This window comes from Variovorax sp. Varisp36 (genome assembly GCF_047304235.1).
Taxonomy (GTDB): Bacteria; Pseudomonadota; Gammaproteobacteria; order Burkholderiales; family Burkholderiaceae_C; genus Variovorax.
Map to the genome: position 1 here is coordinate 19033 of NZ_JBGLYU010000001.1, position 16124 is coordinate 35156.

A 16124-nucleotide genomic window follows, 5' to 3' on the forward strand; every position below is an offset into this window, starting at 1 on the left:
GAAAAAACGAGCTACTGGCGGTCGATCTTCGGATCGAGCGCGTCGCGAAGCGCATCGCCGAGCAGGTTGAAGGCGAGCACGGTGAAGAAGATGGCCAGGCTGGGGAACAGCGCCACGTGCGGCGAGGTCACCATGTCGGCGCGGGCCTCGCTGAGCATTGCGCCCCATTCGGGCGTCGGCGGCTGCGCGCCCATGCCCAGGAAGGAGAGGCTGGCCGCCGTGATGATCGACGTGCCGACGCGCATCGAGAAATACACCACGATCGAGGAGATGGTGCCCGGCAGGATGTGCCGCACGATGATGGTCCAGTCGGATGCGCCGATGCTGCGCTCGGCCTCGATGTAGGTCTGCTGCTTGAGCACCAGCGTGTTGCCGCGCACGAGCCGCGCGAACGCCGGCACGCTGAACACCGACACGGCCACCACCACGTTGGTCATGCTGCTGCCCAGGATGGCGACCACGCCGAGCGCGAGAAGAATGCCGGGGAAGGCGAACAGCACGTCGGAGATGCGCATCACGATGCGGTCCCACCAGCCTTCGTAGTAGCCGGCCAGCAGGCCGAAGGCGGTGCCGATGATGCCGCCCAGCACCACCGACAGGAAGCCCGCCATCAGCGAGATGCGCGCGCCGGCCAGGATTCGGCTGAAGATGTCGCGCCCGAGTGGATCGACGCCGAACCAGTGCGCGGCCGAGGGGCCGGTGTTGAGCATGTCGTAGTCGAAGAAGTTCTCCGGATCGAAGGGCACGATCCAGGGTGCGAACACCGCGACGAACACCAGCAGCAGCACGAACACCGCGGCGACGATGCCCACAGGTTGCTTCTTGAAGCGGCGCCAGCATTCGCCCCAGGGCGTGCGGACCTTGCCCGCGGTTTGAACCGCCACTACGGGCGGAGTGATCGATTCGGCGGTCACGCCGGTGGCTTGCGTCATGTCGGCTGCCTCACTTGTAGCGGATGGTGGGGTTGATGTAGCCGTAGAGCACGTCCACCACCAGGTTGATCAAAATGAATTCGAGCGAGAACAGCAGCACCAGCGTCTGGATCACGGGGTAGTCGCGCATCTGCACGGCATCGACCAGCAGGCGCCCGAGGCCCGGCCAGTTGAAGACGGCCTCGACCAGGATCGAGCCGCCCAGCAGGAAGCCGAACTGCAGGCCCATCATCGTGACCACCGGGATCAGCGCGTTGCGCAGCGTGTGCTTGAACACCACGCTGGATTCGTGCACGCCCTTGGCGCGCGCGGTGCGCACGAAGTCTTCCTGGATCACCTCGACGAAGGAGGCCCGCGTGAAGCGCGCCATCACGGCCGCTACGGCCGCGCCCAGCGTGATCGAGGGCAGGATGTAGTGCTTCCAGCTGCTGGCCCCCACCGTGGGCAGCCAGCCGAGCTGGACCGAGAAGATCTGCATCAGCAGCATGCCGAGTGCAAATGCGGGGAAAGAGATGCCCGACACGGCGAGCGTCATGCCCAGCCGGTCCGGCCATTTGTTGCGGTACACGGCAGACACGATGCCGATGCCCATGCCGAAGATCACCGCCCACACCATGCTGGTGATGGTCAGCATCACCGTCGGGAAGAAGCGTTCGCCGATCTCCGCCGACACCGGCCGCCGGGTGCGGATGGAGGTGCCGAAGTCGCCCTGCAGCATGTGGGAGAAGAAGTTCACGAACTGCTGCGGCAGCGGCTTGTCCAGCCCGAGCTCCGCGCGGACCATGGCCACGGTCTGCTCGTCGGCGTCCTGGCCGGCGGCAAGTCGCGCCGGGTCGCCGGGCAGCATGTGGACGAACAGGAACACCAGCACCGCCACGATGAGCAGCGTGGGGATCAGGCCCAACAGTCGTTTGAGGAAGTAATTCAGCATGGGGTGCGGTTGCCGCGGGCGGGCGATGGCGGCATGCCACCGCCCGCCGGGCAGTCAGTCAGGAAACTAGAAGCCGGGATCAGTTCGATACAGCGATCGCGTCGATGTTGATGTTGCCGTCAGGCATCACGAACACGCCCGAGAGACGCTTGGCGTGCGCCGACAGGTTCTGCTCGGTGACCAGAGGAATACGCGGCAGATCCTTCTGGAGCTGTTCCTGGGCGGCCTTGTAGAGCGCAGCCTTCTCCTTGTCGTCCACCGCGGCGAGGGCCTTGGCGATGTTGCCGTCGACCAGATCGTTCTTGTAGTACGCGTAGTTGGCGAGCTTCGGCGGCCAGGCTTCCGAGGCGAATAGCGGGCGCAGTGCCCAGTCGGCTTCCCCGGTGGAAGACGACCAGCCCACGTAGTACATGCGTACCTTGGCGGTCGCTGGATCGGCCCAGGTTTCGACCCATTCGGTGCGCTGCCCCACTTCGAGCGCCTGCACTTGCAGCTTGATGCCCACCTGTGCGAGCTGCTGCTGCACGAACTGAATGACCTTCTGAGAAGTCGTGTTGTTGTAGTGGCTCCAGAGCACCGACTCGAAGCCGTTCGGATAGCCTGCTTCGGTCAGCAGTTGCTTTGCCTTCTTGACGTCGTAGCCGATTGGCGCCATCTTTTCGGCGAACTTGACGCCCTGCGGCACAAAGCCCTGCGCCGGGAATGCGAAACCGCTGAAGGCAACCTTGGCGAGCGCGTCCTTGTTGATGGCGTAGCCGATGGCCTCGCGCACCTTGGGGTTGTCGTATGGTTTCTGCAGCACGTTGAACGTGAGAAAGCGCGTGATGATCGAAGGCGTAGTCGTCACTTCGAGCTTGTCGCTCTTCTTCAGCAGCTCGGCCTGCTCATAGGGAATGGGAAACGCGAAGTCGGCCTCGCCGGTCTGCAGCATCGCGGCGCGCGTGTTGTTCTCGAGCACAGGCTTCCACGAGACGTTGTCGACCTTCGGGTAGCCCTTCTTCCAGTAGCCGTCGAACTTCTTGGCCTTGACGGCTTCGGTCTGCTTCCACTCGACGAATTCGAAGGGGCCGGTGCCCACGGGGTGGAAGGCGATGTCCTTGTTGCCCCACTTCTTCAGCGCGGTGGGCGAGATCATGGCGGCCGATGCGTGGGCCAGCGAGTTGATGAAGGGGCCGAAGGGCTCCTTCAGCGTGATTCGCACGGTGCTGGGGTTCACCGCTTCGACCTTGCCCACGCGGTTGAACTGGTTGTAGCGCAGCAGCTTGTTGTCCTGGTTGAGCACGCGGTCGAGCGTGACCTTGACGGCTTCGGCGTTGAAGTCGGTGCCGTCGTGGAACTTGACACCGGTGCGCAGCTTGATGGTGTAGACCAGGCCGTCCTTCGAGACGTCGTAGCTCTCGGCGAGCACGTTTTGCACCTTCAGGTCCTTGTCGAACTGGAACAGGCCTTCATAGAAGGTCTTGGTGACGGCGGTGGTCAGGGTGGTGTTGGTGTTGTAGGGGTCCAGCGTCTCGGGCTGCGCGGCGATCGACAGCACCACGTCTTTCGCGGCCAGTGCCGTGCCCGATGCGGCCAACGCGGCCAGGCCCAGCAATGCCGATGCCCATCGCAGAGAGGAAGAAGATTGCTTCATGGAAAGAACTCCAGTCGGTTCGAGGAAAAAAGCAGGAGGGCCTGCGGGTTGAAAAATCAGAAAGCGCCGCCGATGGCGTGCCGTGCGACGAAGTGGCCGGGCGCGACCTGCACCAGCGGCGGCACCTCGGGCTCGTCGCCCACCGCGCGGATCGGACTGGGGATCTCGCCTTCGAGCAGGGCGCGCGGCTTGTGGCGGCGCGACGGGTCGGCCACCGGTACCGCTGCCATCAGCTTGCGGGTGTAGGCGTGCTGCGGCGCCTCGAAGACGGCGCGGCGAGGGCCGATCTCGACGATCTGGCCCAGGTACATCACGGCCACGCGGTGGCTGATGCGCTCCACCACCGCCATGTCGTGCGAGATGAAAAGGAAGGCCACGCCCAACTCGCGCTGCAGGTCGAGCATCAGGTTGACGATCTGCGCCTGGATCGACACGTCCAGCGCCGACACCGATTCGTCGGCCACCACCACCTTGGGGTTGAGCGCGAGCGCGCGTGCAATCGCAATGCGCTGCCGCTGGCCGCCCGAGAACTCGTGCGGATAGCGCTGCGCCACTTCGGGCGGCAGGCCGACCTTCTGCAGCAGCCAGTCGACGCGCTGCTGCGCCTTGGCGCCCTTGGCAATGCCGTGGATGAGCAGCGGCTCCATGATCGAGAAGCCCACCGTCACGCGCGGATCAAGCGAGGCGAACGGGTCCTGGAAGATGAACTGGATATTGCGGCGCAGCGCCTGCAGCTCGCGCGTGGGCAGCTCGCGGATGTTCTTGCCGCCGAACTCGATCGCGCCGCTCTGGCTTTCGACCAGGCGCAGCAGCGAGCGGCCAGTGGTCGACTTGCCGCAGCCCGATTCGCCGACCAGCGCCAGCGTCTCGCCGGGGTACAGGTCGAAGCTGATCTTTTCCACCGCATGCACTCGGCGCTTCACGCGGCCGAAGATGCCGCTGCGCACGTCGAAGCGCGTGACGAGGTCGCGCACGCGAAGAATGGGGCCGGTGTCCTGGCGCACCGTGTCTTGCTGCGTGGGCACTTCGGCGGGCACGGTGTCGGCGTTGGCCTCGGTGCGCAGCAGTTCGAACTTGGCCGGCAGGTCGGTGCCCTGCATCGCGCCAAGCTTGGGCACGGCCGACAGCAGCGCCTTGGTGTAGGGGTGCTGCGGTGCCGCGAACACGGTGTCGGAGCTGCCTGCTTCCACCTTGTCGCCGCGGTACATCACGAGCACGCGGTCGGCGATTTCGGCGACCACGCCCATGTCGTGCGTGATGAAGAGAACGCCCATGCGCATTTCTTTCTGCAGCTCGCGGATGAGCTGGAGGATCTGCGCCTGGATGGTCACGTCGAGCGCGGTGGTCGGCTCGTCGGCAATCAGCAGCTGTGGCTTGCACGACAGCGCCATTGCGATCATCACGCGCTGGCGCATGCCGCCCGACAGCTGGTGCGGAAAGCGGTCGAGCACATTGCGCGCTTCAGGAATGCGCACCAGCTCCAGCATGCGCAAGGCTTCCGCGCGCGCGGCCGAGTCGCTCTTGCCCTGGTGGATGCGGATGGCCTCTGCAATCTGCTCGCCGGCCGTGAACACCGGGTTCAGCGATGTCATCGGCTCCTGGAAGATCATCGCGATGTCCGCGCCGCGGATGTTGCGCATCGTGGTGTCGCGTGCCTGCGCGAGGTCGAGCACTTCGCCGTTGCGGCGGCGGAAGGTCATGCGCCCATCGAGGATGCGCCCACCGCCATGCTCCACGAGCCGCATCAGCGCGAGCGAGGTAACCGACTTGCCCGAGCCCGATTCGCCCACTACCGCGAGCGTTTCGCCGTGGTCGACGTGGAAGGACAGCTTCTTGACGGCATCAACCGTGCGCTCGGAGGTCGAGAAGCGAACGGTGAGGTCGTCGACGGCGAGAACGCGGCCGTCCGGCAGGGCGAGGACAGGGGTGGACATGGGAGTGCGAAGAAAAATGGGGGCGTACGTTGGTGCGTCGTCAGGCGAAGATGGCCGTATGGGGCGCTTCGTCGCCGCGCGCGTGGCCTCGGTACATGCCTTCGGTGTTGAAGGCCAGGCTCAGGTTGCCGTGGCGGTCGACGGCGATCAGCCCGCCGGTGCCGCCGATGGCGGGCAGCGACTGGTGCACCACGGCGTGCGTGGCCGCTTCGAGCGTGGCGCCGCCGTAGGCCATGCGCGCGCAGATGTCGTACGCGGCTGCGACGCGGATGAACATTTCGCCGCTGCCGGTGCACGAAATAGCGGCCGTGCGGTCGTCGGCGTAAGTGCCGGAGCCGATGAGCGGCGTATCGCCGACGCGGCCCACGCGCTTGTTGGTCATTCCGCCGGTCGAGGTGGCGGCGGCCAGGTGGCCGTGGATGTCGAGCGCCACGGCGCCGACGGTGCCGAACTTCTTGTCTTCGTCCAGCGGCGGCTTGGTCATGGCGGCGCCTTCGTGGTCGGTGACCACGCGGCCCGTGTCGCGCACGCGGTACAGCTGCTGGCGGCGCGCGTCGGTCGAGAAGAAGAAGGGCTCGACCATCTCCAGGCCGCGGTCGCGCGCGAAGGCCTCGGCGCCCGCACCGGCCAGCAGCACGTGGGCGCCGTCCTCGAGCACGGCGCGCGCGGCGCGCACCGGGCGGCGCACGTGGCTCACGCCGGCGATGGCGCCGGCGGCGAGCGTGGCGCCGTCCATCACGGCCGCGTCGAGCTCGTGCGTTTCCTCGTGCGTGAACACCGCGCCGTAGCCGGCATTGAAGAGCGGGCAGTCTTCGAGCATCTCGACCGCCAGGCAGGTGGCGTCGAGCGCGGACATGCCCTTGAGCAGCGCGGCCTGCGCGGCGCGCACGATGGCCTGCAGCGCGTCGTGGTAGGCCTGCGCCTGCTCGGGGTTGGTCGTCGAGGCGCTGATGGTGCCGGCGCCGCCGTGGATGGCGATGACGGGCGTGATGTTCTTCATCGGGAAGCTTTCTTCTTTTTCCTGCCGGCGTCGGAAGCGACGGCGGCAGGCAGGGATGGCATGGAGACCTCGCCGCGCACATGGCCCTGGCCCAGTCCGCCGTGCAGCCACGGGCGCACTGCCTGCAGGATGCGGCCGGCCGATTGCGCCGCGCCCGGCGCGCGCAGGGCGACCGCGCTGGTCAGCGCTTCGATCAGCGCGAGCACGCTGGTTTCGCAGTTGGGGCGGTAGCTGGTTTCGGTCTGGCAATACAGCACCACGTCGGCCAGCGGCGCGAGCGGCGAGCTGGGGCGGTCGGTCAGCGCGAGCACCGCGCAGCCCTGGCCGCGCGCGATCTGCGCCAGCGCCACCGTGTCGGTGAGGTAGCGCGGAAAGGTCAGGCCGATGAACAGGTCTTGCGGCCCCGCGTGCATCAGCGTGCGCGCCGCATGGGTGATGCCGCTCACGCTGGAGAGCATGCGCACGTCGCTGCACGAGCCATCGAGGCCGTGTTGCAGCAGCCCCGCGAGCCAGGCGCTGGCGCCGAAGCCGCCGATGTAGATCGAGCGTGCCTTCAGGATGCGCTGCACCGCGGCCTCGCAAGCCGCGTAGTCCAGCGACTGGCGCGTGGCCTCGATGTTGCGGCGGCTCTCGTCGAGCGCCGTGGCGAACACCTCGGCGACCGTGGTCGGGCGCTCCAGGTTGCCGCGCAGCCGTTCGACCGGCGCCACCAGCGACTCGAAGCCGCGCACGAGTTCGGCGCGGAAGGTGGCGTAGCCGTCGAAATCCAACGCCCGCGCGAAGCGGTTGGCCGTGGCGACCGACACGCCCGCCGCGGTTGCCAGCTCGTCGATGGGCAGCGTCGCAACCTGCAGCGGGTGCTCGAGCACGAAGTCGGCCACCTGCCGGTGCGAACGCGTCAGCCGCGGCAGCGCCTGCGCGATGCGCTGGGCCACTGTGGTGCCTGGGGTGTCGACGTTGGTGCTCATGGGGCAGGCGATGCACCTCGAAGGGTGCGGACGATGAAAATGAATTTACAAATATATGACAGATAAGAAAATTTTCTGTCATTTCCGATCGTAGACGCAAATACCGGGCCAGAAGAGAGGGGGCATTCGGGGGTTTACCCGGGATGGACAAGCCAGGCGGGCGGGTTTCGAAAAACTCATCGTGCCGCTTAGAGCAAGCGAAACGGAGCAATTCAACCCGACTCGCAGTGAACTCAGCGGAGCCTGACCCCCCTTGCGCGCCAAGGTCATGCGGCGGCTTGACTCTGCCATGGTGTGAAGGCTGAGACTTTTGCGTTTTGGTTCGAAGGAGAACTCCATGGGACACCCCACGGCGCCGACTGCTGCGGCGCACCTAACCCTTGCCGACGTGGTTGCCCGCTCCGGTGCGTCCGCGCAACTGCTGCACGACTGCGAATCGCTCGGGCTGCTCGACGGCACCGACGCGGACGGCCATCTCTACGACGAGCAAACCGTGTCGACACTGCGGTTCGTACGACGGGCGCACACGCTGGGTTTCGACACAGCGGAAGTCGTCGAGCTGCATGCGCTGTGGCAAGACGGGCGCCGCGCGAGTTTCGATGTGAAGCGCGTCGCGCTCGAACGAGCCGAGGAGCTGGCCCAGCGGATCGAAGAACTCGCACACATGAAGCGCCTGCTGGAGCGCCTGGCCCACTGCTGCGAAGGTGACGAGCGTCCCGAGTGCCCCATCCTGGAAGAACTGGCCGGGCTCGAGGGATTTGCCGGCTGTGAGGCGCGGCATGGGTGACGCCGGCGCGGGCACGCCGCGCCGCCCTTCAAACGCTTCCGAAGCGCAAGTGCCTCAACCCGGAATGTTCGGCTCGACCAGTTGGGCCAGCGCAATCAGCGATTCCTGCCAGCCCAGGTAGCACATCTCGGCGGGAATCACGTCGGGGATGCCTTCCTGCACGACGGACATGTCGGTGCCGCAGGACACCGCGGTCAGGGTCACGGTGGTCTTCATCGTGCCTGGAAGATGGGGATCGTCGAAGCTGGCGTCGTAGGCAATGCGCTGGCCGGGAACGAGTTCCAGATACTTGCCGCCGAACGAGTGGCTGTGGCCGGTGCCGAAGTTGGTGAAGGACATGCGCCAGGCGCCGCCCACGACGGGCTCCATGGTGTGGACCTTGCCGGTGAAGCCGAAGGGCGGCAGCCAGCGCTCGAACGCGCCGGCCTCCACGAAGGCACGATAGAGCCGGTCGGGGGAGGTGCGCAGGACGCGGTGCAGACGAACAGTGTTGGTAGCCATGGTTGCTTTCTCCTGAAGAACAGAGGACGACCCTCTGTGGTTACGTCGGATGAGCCCGTTGCGATTCGACATGCCCCAAAACTAGGAAGAACCCTGGGTCAACGCCTCACGCCTCAATCGATGAACCGTGCGCCACGATTCGTCGTCTTTTGCATGAACACGCTCAACGGATCGTCGGGATAGTCGCCGAAGCGCTCGCGCCGCGCATACCCCGCGCGCGCATAGAACGCGAGCGCCTCTGGCTGGCTCACGCCCGTCTCCAGCCGGAACAGGGTGCAACCGCGCGCCGCGGCTTCGCCTTCGAGAAAGCTCAGCATCTTCGCCGCAACGCCTTGCCCGCGGTTTTGCGGGCGCACATGCATGCGCTTGAGTTCGCCGTAGCCGGGGTTCATGACGAGGGCGCCGCAGCTGATGGCCGTGCCCGCTTCGTCGCGCGCCACCGCGAACAGCACGTGCATCGCCGACAGTGCCGCAATGTCGATGCCATGGTGGCTCTCGGGCGAATACAGCGGCTTCTGGTACGCATCGAGGTCGTCGATGAGCTGGATGACGTCGGGCTGGTCGGGGCGCTCGAGGGCAATGTTCATGCGGAGGATTTCGTTGGGTCGCCGGATCTTATGGTGTCCCTGAGGCCAAAAGGAGAACCCCGCCGCAGCGGGGTGGGAGAGTCGTTGCCCTGGCGGGCGCGTCAGGGCCGTTAGCGGCTGTCCCGGAACCACTTCAGCCGGCGCTCCACCTCGTCAGGCGGAAACTTCCCTTCAGCCGCCAGTTTCCTCAGCGCTCGCTCGTGCGCTCGATACAGCGCGTCCTTCAGGAGTGCCATCTTGCGTTTGCCGCAAGGAGCGCAATCGTAGAAGCCCGGTGGACTCGCCGTGAGCTTCATCTTGGCGTCATACTCTTGCGTGCTGATCCGCCCCGTGGGCTCAATGCCCATGGCGAGGATTTTCCCGTTCTGGAAGGTAACGAGTGCGCTCCCTTTACACCCCGTGGTGTCGGTGTTTTGGGGGTCATAGGCCTTCCATGAAACCCTGCGCATGTGCTGCAAGGCATAGCGGACATCCTCTTCTGTCAGCACGACGTCGTCGCAGTCCAGGATATCCTTGTTTTCCCAGGCAGTTCGGCCTGAAGGTTCTATGACCTTCACTTTCTGCACATATGCGAGGCGATAGCGCCTGTCGGCTGCCTGCGCCGGACATGCGACCGCGGCCAAGATCAGCGCCGCCACGGTCACAAAAATGTGGGTCTTGTTCATGGCGTTGGTACGGGCAGATTCCAGTTCGCGCCCCGGGCTTCCGTTGGATTCTTTCTGCTGACTGCGGGATGAGGAAAGACTTCACTCGAAGAAATCTGCATGGAATCTTCAAGCGCCTTGACAAGCCACGAGAGAGATAGATTTTGAGCCGCAGTCGGGGTATCGAATATGCCGTACTCACCTCGTTGTTTTTCGAGCGGCCACTTTGCTGCTTCACCGATTGGCTTGAACTCTACCGGCAGCCTTGCCCTGCCGACCAATTCAATTCCGACGGCCTCCATGTTGCTCGGATAACGATCGCTGGGCGGCTTGCGCATTTCAATGCGATGCATTCCTTCCACTCCCGCCTTCGCATAGTCGCGCAGGGCGCACGGCATTGCGGCCCCTACGGCCAAGCATCTCGCCTTCAGCGGCCCCACATGATTCGTACGCTGATAAATCGCCGCCGTCTGATAGATGGTCCCATCCGTATCGATGAGAAAGTGCGCGCCATTCGCCTTCGGCCGCTTGTAGCTGTTCAGTGAGGATGCCGATGTGTCGGCATCGGTTTGATGAACGACGATGCCGGTGATCGCACCGGTCCGCCTGCCTCTTTCGATTTCGGGACTGCGAGCACTTTTGACTCGCGCGTGATTGATCATTCCGTTCGCGTCAATTTCGACAAGCATGCGGGTCCTCCTGAAAATAATTATTTAGTTATCGATTTCCACCAAGGCGTGTCTTTCCATCAATTCACGGCCCAGATCACGGCTTCGCGGCGCATGCTACAGCAGGGAATTCAGTGACGGTTGTCAACTTATTCCGATCGATTTCCACAAAGTCCGCCGGCCTGCAGGGTTCACTGCTTCGTCCAAGAATGGCGTGACGACAAGCCGGTCGGCTTGTCGGTTTTCTCCCCGAATCCGCAAACACGAAGGAGCAGTACTTTGGAATACCGTCATCTGGGTAAATCGGGCCTCAAGGTCCCCGTGTTGAGCTTTGGCACCGGCACCTTCGGAGGCAAGGGCGAGCTATTCAGCGCCTGGGGAAGCACCGACGTGGCCGAGGCGCGCAAGTTGATCGACATCTGCATCGACGCCGGCGTCAACATGTTCGACAGCGCCGACGTCTACTCGGGCGGCGCCGCCGAATCGGTGCTCGGCGAGGCGATCAAGGGCCGGCCGCGCGACCGGCTGCTGATCTCTACCAAGGCCACCTTCCGCAGCGGCGAAGGGCCGAACGACGTGGGCTCGTCGCGCCACCATCTCGTGCAGGCCGTCGATGGCGCGCTCAAGCGCTTGGGCACGGACTACATCGACCTCTACCAGCTGCACGGCTTCGACGCGAGCACACCGGTGGAAGAAACGCTTTCGACGCTCGACGACCTCGTGCGCGCGGGCAAGCTGCGCTACATCGGCGTGTCGAACTTCTCGGGCTGGCACCTGATGAAATCGCTGGCCACTTCAGAGCGCTACGGCCTCGCGCGCTATGTCGCGAACCAGGCTTACTACTCGCTGGTCGGCCGCGACTACGAATGGGAGCTGATGCCGCTCGCGCAAGACCAGGGCGTGGGTGCCGTGGTGTGGAGCCCGCTCGGATGGGGGCGGCTCACGGGCAAGATCCGCCGCGGCCAGCCGCTGCCCGCCAAAAGCCGCCTGCATGTCACTGCGGACATGGGCCCGCCGGTGCCGGACGAACTGCTTTACCGCGTGGTCGAGGCGTTGGAAAAGATTGGCGCCGAAGTGGGCAAGACCGTGCCGCAGGTCGCGCTGAACTGGCTGCTGCAGCGACCGACGGTGTCGAGCGTGGTGGTGGGCGCGCGCGACGAGGCGCAGTTGCGCCAGAACCTCGGCGCCGTGGGCTGGAACCTCACACCCGCGCAGGTTGCGGAACTCGACGCGGCCAGCGCGACGACGCGGGCTTATCCGTACTGGCACCAGCAGGGCTTTCTTGAGCGCAATCCGAATCCGGTCTAGGCCGGCATGAGGCCCCGTATGCGTCGTGTGGTGATCATCGGAGGCGGGGCGATCGGCTCCGCCATCGCCTATTTCCTGACCCGGGACCCGAAGGAGGAGCCCTTCGAGGTCACGGTGGTCGAGCGCGACTTCTCTTACAAGCAGGCGTCCTCGGCCTTGTCCGCGAGCTCGATACGGCAGCAGTTCTCGACCGCCATCAACATCGAGATGTCGCTCTACGGCATCGACTTTTTCCGCGCGCTCGGCGAGACCCTGCGCGTGGGCAACGACGTGCCCGACATGGGCCTGGTCGAGCCCGGCTACCTGTACCTGGCCTCGCCGGCTGGCGTCGACGTGCTGCGCGAGAACCATGCGATGCAGAAGGCGCACGCGGTGGACGTGGCGCTGATGACGCCCGGCGAACTGAAGGCGCGTTTTCCGTGGATTTCGACCGAGGGCATTGCGCTCGCGTCGCTGGGCCTCTCGGGCGAGGGCTGGTACGACGGCTACAGCCTGCTGCAGGCCTTTCGCAAGAAGGCCGCCTCTCAAGGCACGCGTTATGTGCAGGCCCATGCAACGGGTTTGCGCCGCAACGGCCGCGCCGTGACGGGTGTGCAGCTGGACCGTGGCGAGACCCTGGAAGCCGAGGTTGTCGTCAACGCCGCGGGCGCATGGGCCGCCCAGGTCGCCGGCTGGGCCGGCATCGATCTTCCGGTGCGCGGCCGCCGCCGCAGCGTGTTCAGCTTCTCGTGCCCCGAGACATTGCCGGGCTGCCCGCTGGTGATCGACACCTCCGGCATCTGGCTGCGCCCCGAAGGCCGCCAGTTCATCTGCGGCTTCGCGCCGCCCGAAGACCAGGACCACGACGACGTTCCGCTCGACGTCGAGTACGAAGCCTTCGACAGCTTCATCTGGCCGTCATTGGCCGAGCGCGTGCCGGCCTTCGAGGCCATTCGCATGACCGGTGCGTGGGCCGGCTACTACGAGATGAACGTGTTCGACCACAACGCCATCCTCGGCCTGCACCCGGAGTGCGACAACCTGTACTTCGCCAATGGCTTCTCGGGCCATGGGCTGCAGCAGTGCCCGGCCGCGGGGCGCGGCATTGCGGAACTGATCCGCTTCGGCGAGTACCGCAGCCTCGATCTATCGCCGGTGTCTTTCGCGCGCATCCTGGAGAACCGGCCGCTGCTGGAGAAGAACGTGATCTAGGCGGAGCCCGGGGGAGGGCGTACGATCTTCCGCAAAAGAGGTGCCCCATGACCGCACAGACGCTGATCGATACCGCCCGCGCGCTCGTCGCCGGCGACAAGGGCCTGCTCGCGATGGACGAGAGCAACGCCACCTGCAACAAGCGCTTTGCCGCGCTCGGCATCCCGCAAACCGAGGCGGCGCGGCGCGAATGGCGCGAACTGATCGTCACCGCGCCGGGCCTGGCCGACAGCATCAGCGGCGCGATCCTGTTCGACGAGACGATCCGCCAGCAGACCCATGCGGGTGTGCCCTTCGCGAAGGCGCTGTCCGACGCTGGCATCGTCCCCGGCATCAAGGTCGACACCGGAGCGAAGCCGCTGGCCGGACATCCCGGCGAAACCGTTACGGAAGGGCTCGACGGCCTGCGCGAGCGCCTCGCCGAATACGCTGGCATGGGTGCGCGCTTTGCCAAGTGGCGCGGCGTGATCGCCATCGGCGACGGCTTGCCGACGCGCGCATGCATCGACGTCAACGCGCATGCCCTTGCACGCTATGCGGCGCTGTGCCAGGAGGCCGGGCTGGTGCCCATCGTCGAGCCGGAGGTGCTGATGGACGGTGGCCATGCCTTGGCGCAATGTGCCGAGGTGACCGAAGAGGTGCTGCACCGGACCTTCGCCGAGTTGCGCGCGCAGGGCGTGCTGCTCGAAGGCATGCTGCTGAAGCCGAACATGGTGCTGCCTGGACTGAAGGCGCCCACGCAGGATTCGGTCGAAGCGGTGGCCGAGGCCACGGTCGCCTGCCTGCTGCGCACCGTGCCCGCCGCTGTGCCCGGCGTGGCGTTTCTCTCGGGTGGCCAGCCGGCGCAGCTGGCTTCCGCCCGCCTCAATGAAATGAACGCCCGGTTCAGGCCGCGCGTGCCGTGGGCGCTGGCCTTCTCTTTCTCCCGTGCGGTGCAGCAGCCCGCGCTCGACGCATGGAAGGGCGATGCCGCCAACGCGTCCGCTGCGCAGCAGGCGCTGGTGCTTCGCACTCGATCCAACCAGGCCGCGCGCCGCGGGGCACTGGCCACAACGCCTTGATCGGCCTTAGCTGGCCTTGGCCGCCTTCACCAGTGCAGGCGTAGCTTTGTAGCTCTCGGGGAACAGCTTCTTCAGCTCGTCGATCTTCGGCATGTCGTTGATCGCGATGTAGGGCTGGCTCGGATGCAGCGTCAGGTAGTCCTGGTGATAGTCCTCGGCCGCGTAGAAGGGCTTGGCCATCTCGACGGTGGTGGCCAGCGGCTTGCCGAAGGTCTTGGCCTGGTTCAGCTGCGCGATGTAGGCGCTGGCAATGCGGGCCTGCTCGGCGTTCTCGGCGAACACGGTGGAGCGGTATTGCGTGCCGGTGTCGGGCCCCTGCCGGTTGAGCTCGGTCGGGTCGTGCGCCACCGAGAAGTAGATCTGCAGCAGCTTGCCGTAGCTGATCTGCTGCGGGTCGTAGGTGATGCGCACCGATTCGGCATGGCCGGTGCGCCCGGAGCCGACCTCGTCGTAGCGCGCCGTCTTCGCATCGCCGCCGGCATAGCCCGACATCGCATTGCTCACGCCCTTGACGCGCTGGAACACGCCCTGCACGCCCCAGAAGCAGCCACCGGCGAACACGGCGGTTTCGGTCTTGGCGGCCGGCGGCGCCACGAGGTCGGCCGTGGGCGCGGGCACGCGGCGGGCGGTTTCGGCGAACGAGGGCACCGCGTACCAGACCAGGGCGGCAGCCGCCAGCGTGCCGGCAGTGAGTGCAAGGGATTTCATGAGGGTTCCTTGAGAGAGCTTTCAGTGGCTGGGAAACCGGCCGACGCGACATTGACGCCGAATCTGCCGGGCGTCAATGGCGGTTGCGAAGGCGCTTACTTCTTCATCTCGTCCTTGTCCATGCTGTCCTTTTTCATGGCGTCCTTCTTCATGCCGTCCTTCGACATCGAATCCTTGGCCATCGAGTCCTTCTTCATGCCGTCCTTCGACATGGCGTCTTTCTTCATGCCGTCCTTGGCCATGCCGTCTTTCACCATTTCGTCCGCGGCGAATGCCGAGGCGCCGGCGAAGGCCATGCAGGTTGCGAGCAGGGTTGCGGTGAGCTTGTTCATTTGGAATTTTCCTAGTGGTTGATGAAGTTTCGTTTTCAGGATCGGCTCGGTTCAATGAACACGGCCTCGCGCTTTCTTCGGCAGTCGAGCGGCTTCAGCAGCCCCTCAGCTCCCTCCGAACCAGTTGTAGCCCTGGTCTTCCCAGTAGCCGCCGGAATAGGTGTTGGTGACGAACATCGCCTTGATGTGCTTCGGGTTCTTGTAGCCAAGCTTCGTCGGCATGCGCAGCTTCATCGGAAAGCCGTACTTGGGCGGCAGGGGCTGTCCGTCGTAGGTCAGGGTCAGCAAGGTCTGCGGATGCAGCGCGGTGGGCATGTCGATGCTGGTGTAGTAGTCGTCGGCGCACTTGAAGCCGACGTACTTGGCAGTGGTGTCGGCGCCGATGTGGCGCAGGAAGTCGGCAAAGCGCACGCCGCCCCATTTGCCGATGGCGCTCCAGCCTTCCACGCAGATGTGGCGGGTGATCTGGTCTTGCTGCGGCATGGCGCGCAGTTCGGCGAGCGTCCAGGCGTGCTTGTCGGCAACCATGCCGGTCACTTCGAGCTTGTAGCTGGCCTCGTCCACCTCGCGCACCTCGTCCTCGCCGTAGTAGGCGTTGAAGGGGAAGGGGCGCGTGATCTCTGCTTCCGAGTAGGTCGGCGCAAGCTGCGTCGGGCTGAAGATCAGGCCCTGCACCTTGTCGTTGAAGCGCGAGATCTTCGTGAGCGCGGCTTCCACCTGCGCGTTGTCGCTGAGGCTGCAACCCGTGAGCAGCGAGAGACCGCCGAGCGTCAGCGAGCGCTGCAGGAAGGCGCGGCGCGAGGGCTGGTCGAGCTGCTTCGCGATCAGTGTGCGGGCTTCGCGCAGCACGGCGTCACCGTCGATGCCGCTCAGGGTGGGGGCTTTGAAGATCTTCACGTCACTTTCCTGCGCTGTGTTGCGTAAGTTGCGCGGTCTCTT

General features: G+C 65.4%; 17 protein-coding genes. 4 read left to right on the forward strand and 13 right to left on the reverse strand.

Features of this window, described 5'->3' with window-relative positions; translation table 11 throughout:
• Positions 1-11: 11 nt before the first annotated feature.
• From gsiD to ACCD11_RS00125, 6 genes are all read right to left on the reverse strand, one after another.
• Positions 12-932: a glutathione ABC transporter permease GsiD gene (gene gsiD / locus ACCD11_RS00100; protein WP_413311567.1), complete on the reverse strand. Its 921-nt coding sequence runs from the start codon at positions 930-932 to the stop codon at positions 12-14.
• Positions 933-942: 10 nt separating this feature from the next.
• Complete coding sequence (gene gsiC, locus ACCD11_RS00105) at positions 943-1863, reverse strand: glutathione ABC transporter permease GsiC (protein WP_007839308.1); 921 nt, start codon at positions 1861-1863, stop codon at positions 943-945.
• A gap of 79 nt (positions 1864-1942) precedes the next feature.
• On the reverse strand, positions 1943-3496 hold the full coding sequence (gene gsiB / locus ACCD11_RS00110; RefSeq protein ID WP_413311569.1) for a glutathione ABC transporter substrate-binding protein GsiB: 1554 nt from the start codon (positions 3494-3496) through the stop codon (positions 1943-1945).
• A gap of 56 nt (positions 3497-3552) precedes the next feature.
• Entirely contained in the window at positions 3553-5430 is a 1878-nt protein-coding gene (locus ACCD11_RS00115; RefSeq protein WP_413311571.1) for a dipeptide ABC transporter ATP-binding protein, read from the reverse strand.
• A gap of 40 nt (positions 5431-5470) precedes the next feature.
• Entirely contained in the window at positions 5471-6430 is a 960-nt protein-coding gene (locus ACCD11_RS00120) for an isoaspartyl peptidase/L-asparaginase family protein (RefSeq protein WP_413311573.1), read from the reverse strand.
• Complete coding sequence (locus ACCD11_RS00125; RefSeq protein ID WP_007839313.1) at positions 6427-7398, reverse strand: MurR/RpiR family transcriptional regulator; 972 nt, start codon at positions 7396-7398, stop codon at positions 6427-6429. The genes ACCD11_RS00120 and ACCD11_RS00125 overlap by 4 nt, the downstream gene beginning before the upstream one ends.
• Positions 7399-7735: 337 nt before the next feature.
• Between ACCD11_RS00125 and ACCD11_RS00130 the strand changes: the two genes are divergently transcribed.
• Complete coding sequence (locus ACCD11_RS00130; protein WP_413311575.1) at positions 7736-8185, forward strand: MerR family DNA-binding protein; 450 nt, start codon at positions 7736-7738, stop codon at positions 8183-8185.
• 54 nt (positions 8186-8239) lie between these two features.
• Here the strand turns inward: ACCD11_RS00130 and ACCD11_RS00135 are convergent, their stop codons facing one another.
• From ACCD11_RS00135 to ACCD11_RS00150, 4 genes are all read right to left on the reverse strand, one after another.
• Positions 8240-8686, reverse strand: a complete 447-nt coding sequence (locus tag ACCD11_RS00135) for an SRPBCC family protein (protein WP_413311576.1) — start codon at positions 8684-8686, stop codon at positions 8240-8242.
• Positions 8687-8799: 113 nt separating this feature from the next.
• Positions 8800-9273, reverse strand: a complete 474-nt coding sequence (locus ACCD11_RS00140) for a GNAT family N-acetyltransferase (protein ID WP_413311577.1) — start codon at positions 9271-9273, stop codon at positions 8800-8802.
• Positions 9274-9383: 110 nt separating this feature from the next.
• Positions 9384-9938 carry a hypothetical protein gene (locus ACCD11_RS00145; RefSeq protein ID WP_413311579.1) on the reverse strand — a complete coding sequence of 185 codons (555 nt, stop codon included), beginning with the start codon at positions 9936-9938 and terminating at the stop codon, positions 9384-9386.
• A complete protein-coding gene (locus tag ACCD11_RS00150) occupies positions 9935-10606 on the reverse strand; it encodes an N-acetylmuramoyl-L-alanine amidase (RefSeq protein WP_413311580.1) in 672 nt (223 codons plus the stop codon). The genes ACCD11_RS00145 and ACCD11_RS00150 overlap by 4 nt, the downstream gene beginning before the upstream one ends.
• A 258-nt stretch (positions 10607-10864) precedes the next feature.
• Between ACCD11_RS00150 and ACCD11_RS00155 the strand changes: the two genes are divergently transcribed.
• From ACCD11_RS00155 to ACCD11_RS00165, 3 genes are read left to right on the forward strand one after another with little or no spacing between them, the layout of a single operon-like run.
• Entirely contained in the window at positions 10865-11893 is a 1029-nt protein-coding gene (locus ACCD11_RS00155; protein WP_413311583.1) for an aldo/keto reductase, read from the forward strand.
• Between the two features lie 18 nt (positions 11894-11911).
• Complete coding sequence (locus ACCD11_RS00160) at positions 11912-13084, forward strand: NAD(P)/FAD-dependent oxidoreductase (protein ID WP_413311585.1); 1173 nt, start codon at positions 11912-11914, stop codon at positions 13082-13084.
• Positions 13085-13131: 47 nt separating this feature from the next.
• Positions 13132-14145, forward strand: coding sequence for a class I fructose-bisphosphate aldolase (locus ACCD11_RS00165; RefSeq protein WP_007839321.1), 1014 nt, complete (start codon positions 13132-13134; stop codon positions 14143-14145).
• A gap of 6 nt (positions 14146-14151) precedes the next feature.
• On the opposite strand, the gene msrA is transcribed toward ACCD11_RS00165, so the two are convergent.
• The 3 genes from msrA to ACCD11_RS00180 all read right to left on the reverse strand — a co-directional run bounded on the left by msrA (position 14152) and on the right by ACCD11_RS00180 (position 16082).
• Positions 14152-14853: a peptide-methionine (S)-S-oxide reductase MsrA gene (gene msrA / locus ACCD11_RS00170; protein ID WP_413311587.1), complete on the reverse strand. Its 702-nt coding sequence runs from the start codon at positions 14851-14853 to the stop codon at positions 14152-14154.
• Positions 14854-14948: 95 nt separating this feature from the next.
• Positions 14949-15185 (reverse strand): pentapeptide MXKDX repeat protein, encoded by a 237-nt coding sequence (locus tag ACCD11_RS00175; protein ID WP_007839323.1) that lies wholly within the window; start codon positions 15183-15185, stop codon positions 14949-14951.
• Between the two features lie 105 nt (positions 15186-15290).
• A complete protein-coding gene (locus tag ACCD11_RS00180; RefSeq protein ID WP_413311589.1) occupies positions 15291-16082 on the reverse strand; it encodes a molybdopterin-binding protein in 792 nt (263 codons plus the stop codon).
• Positions 16083-16124 lie beyond the last annotated feature (42 nt).

What these genes read in the sequence shown, in the direction of transcription:
- ACCD11_RS00125 (WP_007839313.1), bottom strand. Translation starts at nt 7,398, where the DNA reads ATGAGCACCAACGTCGACACCCCAGGCACCACAGTGGCCCAGCGCATC.
- ACCD11_RS00130 (WP_413311575.1), top strand. Translation starts at nt 7,736, where the DNA reads ATGGGACACCCCACGGCGCCGACTGCTGCGGCGCACCTAACCCTTGCC.
- ACCD11_RS00140 (WP_413311577.1), bottom strand. Translation starts at nt 9,273, where the DNA reads ATGAACATTGCCCTCGAGCGCCCCGACCAGCCCGACGTCATCCAGCTC.
- ACCD11_RS00175 (WP_007839323.1), bottom strand. Translation starts at nt 15,185, where the DNA reads ATGAACAAGCTCACCGCAACCCTGCTCGCAACCTGCATGGCCTTCGCC.
- ACCD11_RS00115 (WP_413311571.1), bottom strand. Translation starts at nt 5,430, where the DNA reads ATGTCCACCCCTGTCCTCGCCCTGCCGGACGGCCGCGTTCTCGCCGTC.
- gsiB (WP_413311569.1), bottom strand. Translation starts at nt 3,496, where the DNA reads ATGAAGCAATCTTCTTCCTCTCTGCGATGGGCATCGGCATTGCTGGGC.
- ACCD11_RS00150 (WP_413311580.1), bottom strand. Translation starts at nt 10,606, where the DNA reads ATGCTTGTCGAAATTGACGCGAACGGAATGATCAATCACGCGCGAGTC.
- msrA (WP_413311587.1), bottom strand. Translation starts at nt 14,853, where the DNA reads ATGAAATCCCTTGCACTCACTGCCGGCACGCTGGCGGCTGCCGCCCTG.
- ACCD11_RS00160 (WP_413311585.1), top strand. Translation starts at nt 11,912, where the DNA reads ATGCGTCGTGTGGTGATCATCGGAGGCGGGGCGATCGGCTCCGCCATC.
- gsiD (WP_413311567.1), bottom strand. Translation starts at nt 932, where the DNA reads ATGACGCAAGCCACCGGCGTGACCGCCGAATCGATCACTCCGCCCGTA.
- gsiC (WP_007839308.1), bottom strand. Translation starts at nt 1,863, where the DNA reads ATGCTGAATTACTTCCTCAAACGACTGTTGGGCCTGATCCCCACGCTG.
- ACCD11_RS00120 (WP_413311573.1), bottom strand. Translation starts at nt 6,430, where the DNA reads ATGAAGAACATCACGCCCGTCATCGCCATCCACGGCGGCGCCGGCACC.
- ACCD11_RS00145 (WP_413311579.1), bottom strand. Translation starts at nt 9,938, where the DNA reads ATGAACAAGACCCACATTTTTGTGACCGTGGCGGCGCTGATCTTGGCC.
- ACCD11_RS00135 (WP_413311576.1), bottom strand. Translation starts at nt 8,686, where the DNA reads ATGGCTACCAACACTGTTCGTCTGCACCGCGTCCTGCGCACCTCCCCC.
- ACCD11_RS00165 (WP_007839321.1), top strand. Translation starts at nt 13,132, where the DNA reads ATGACCGCACAGACGCTGATCGATACCGCCCGCGCGCTCGTCGCCGGC.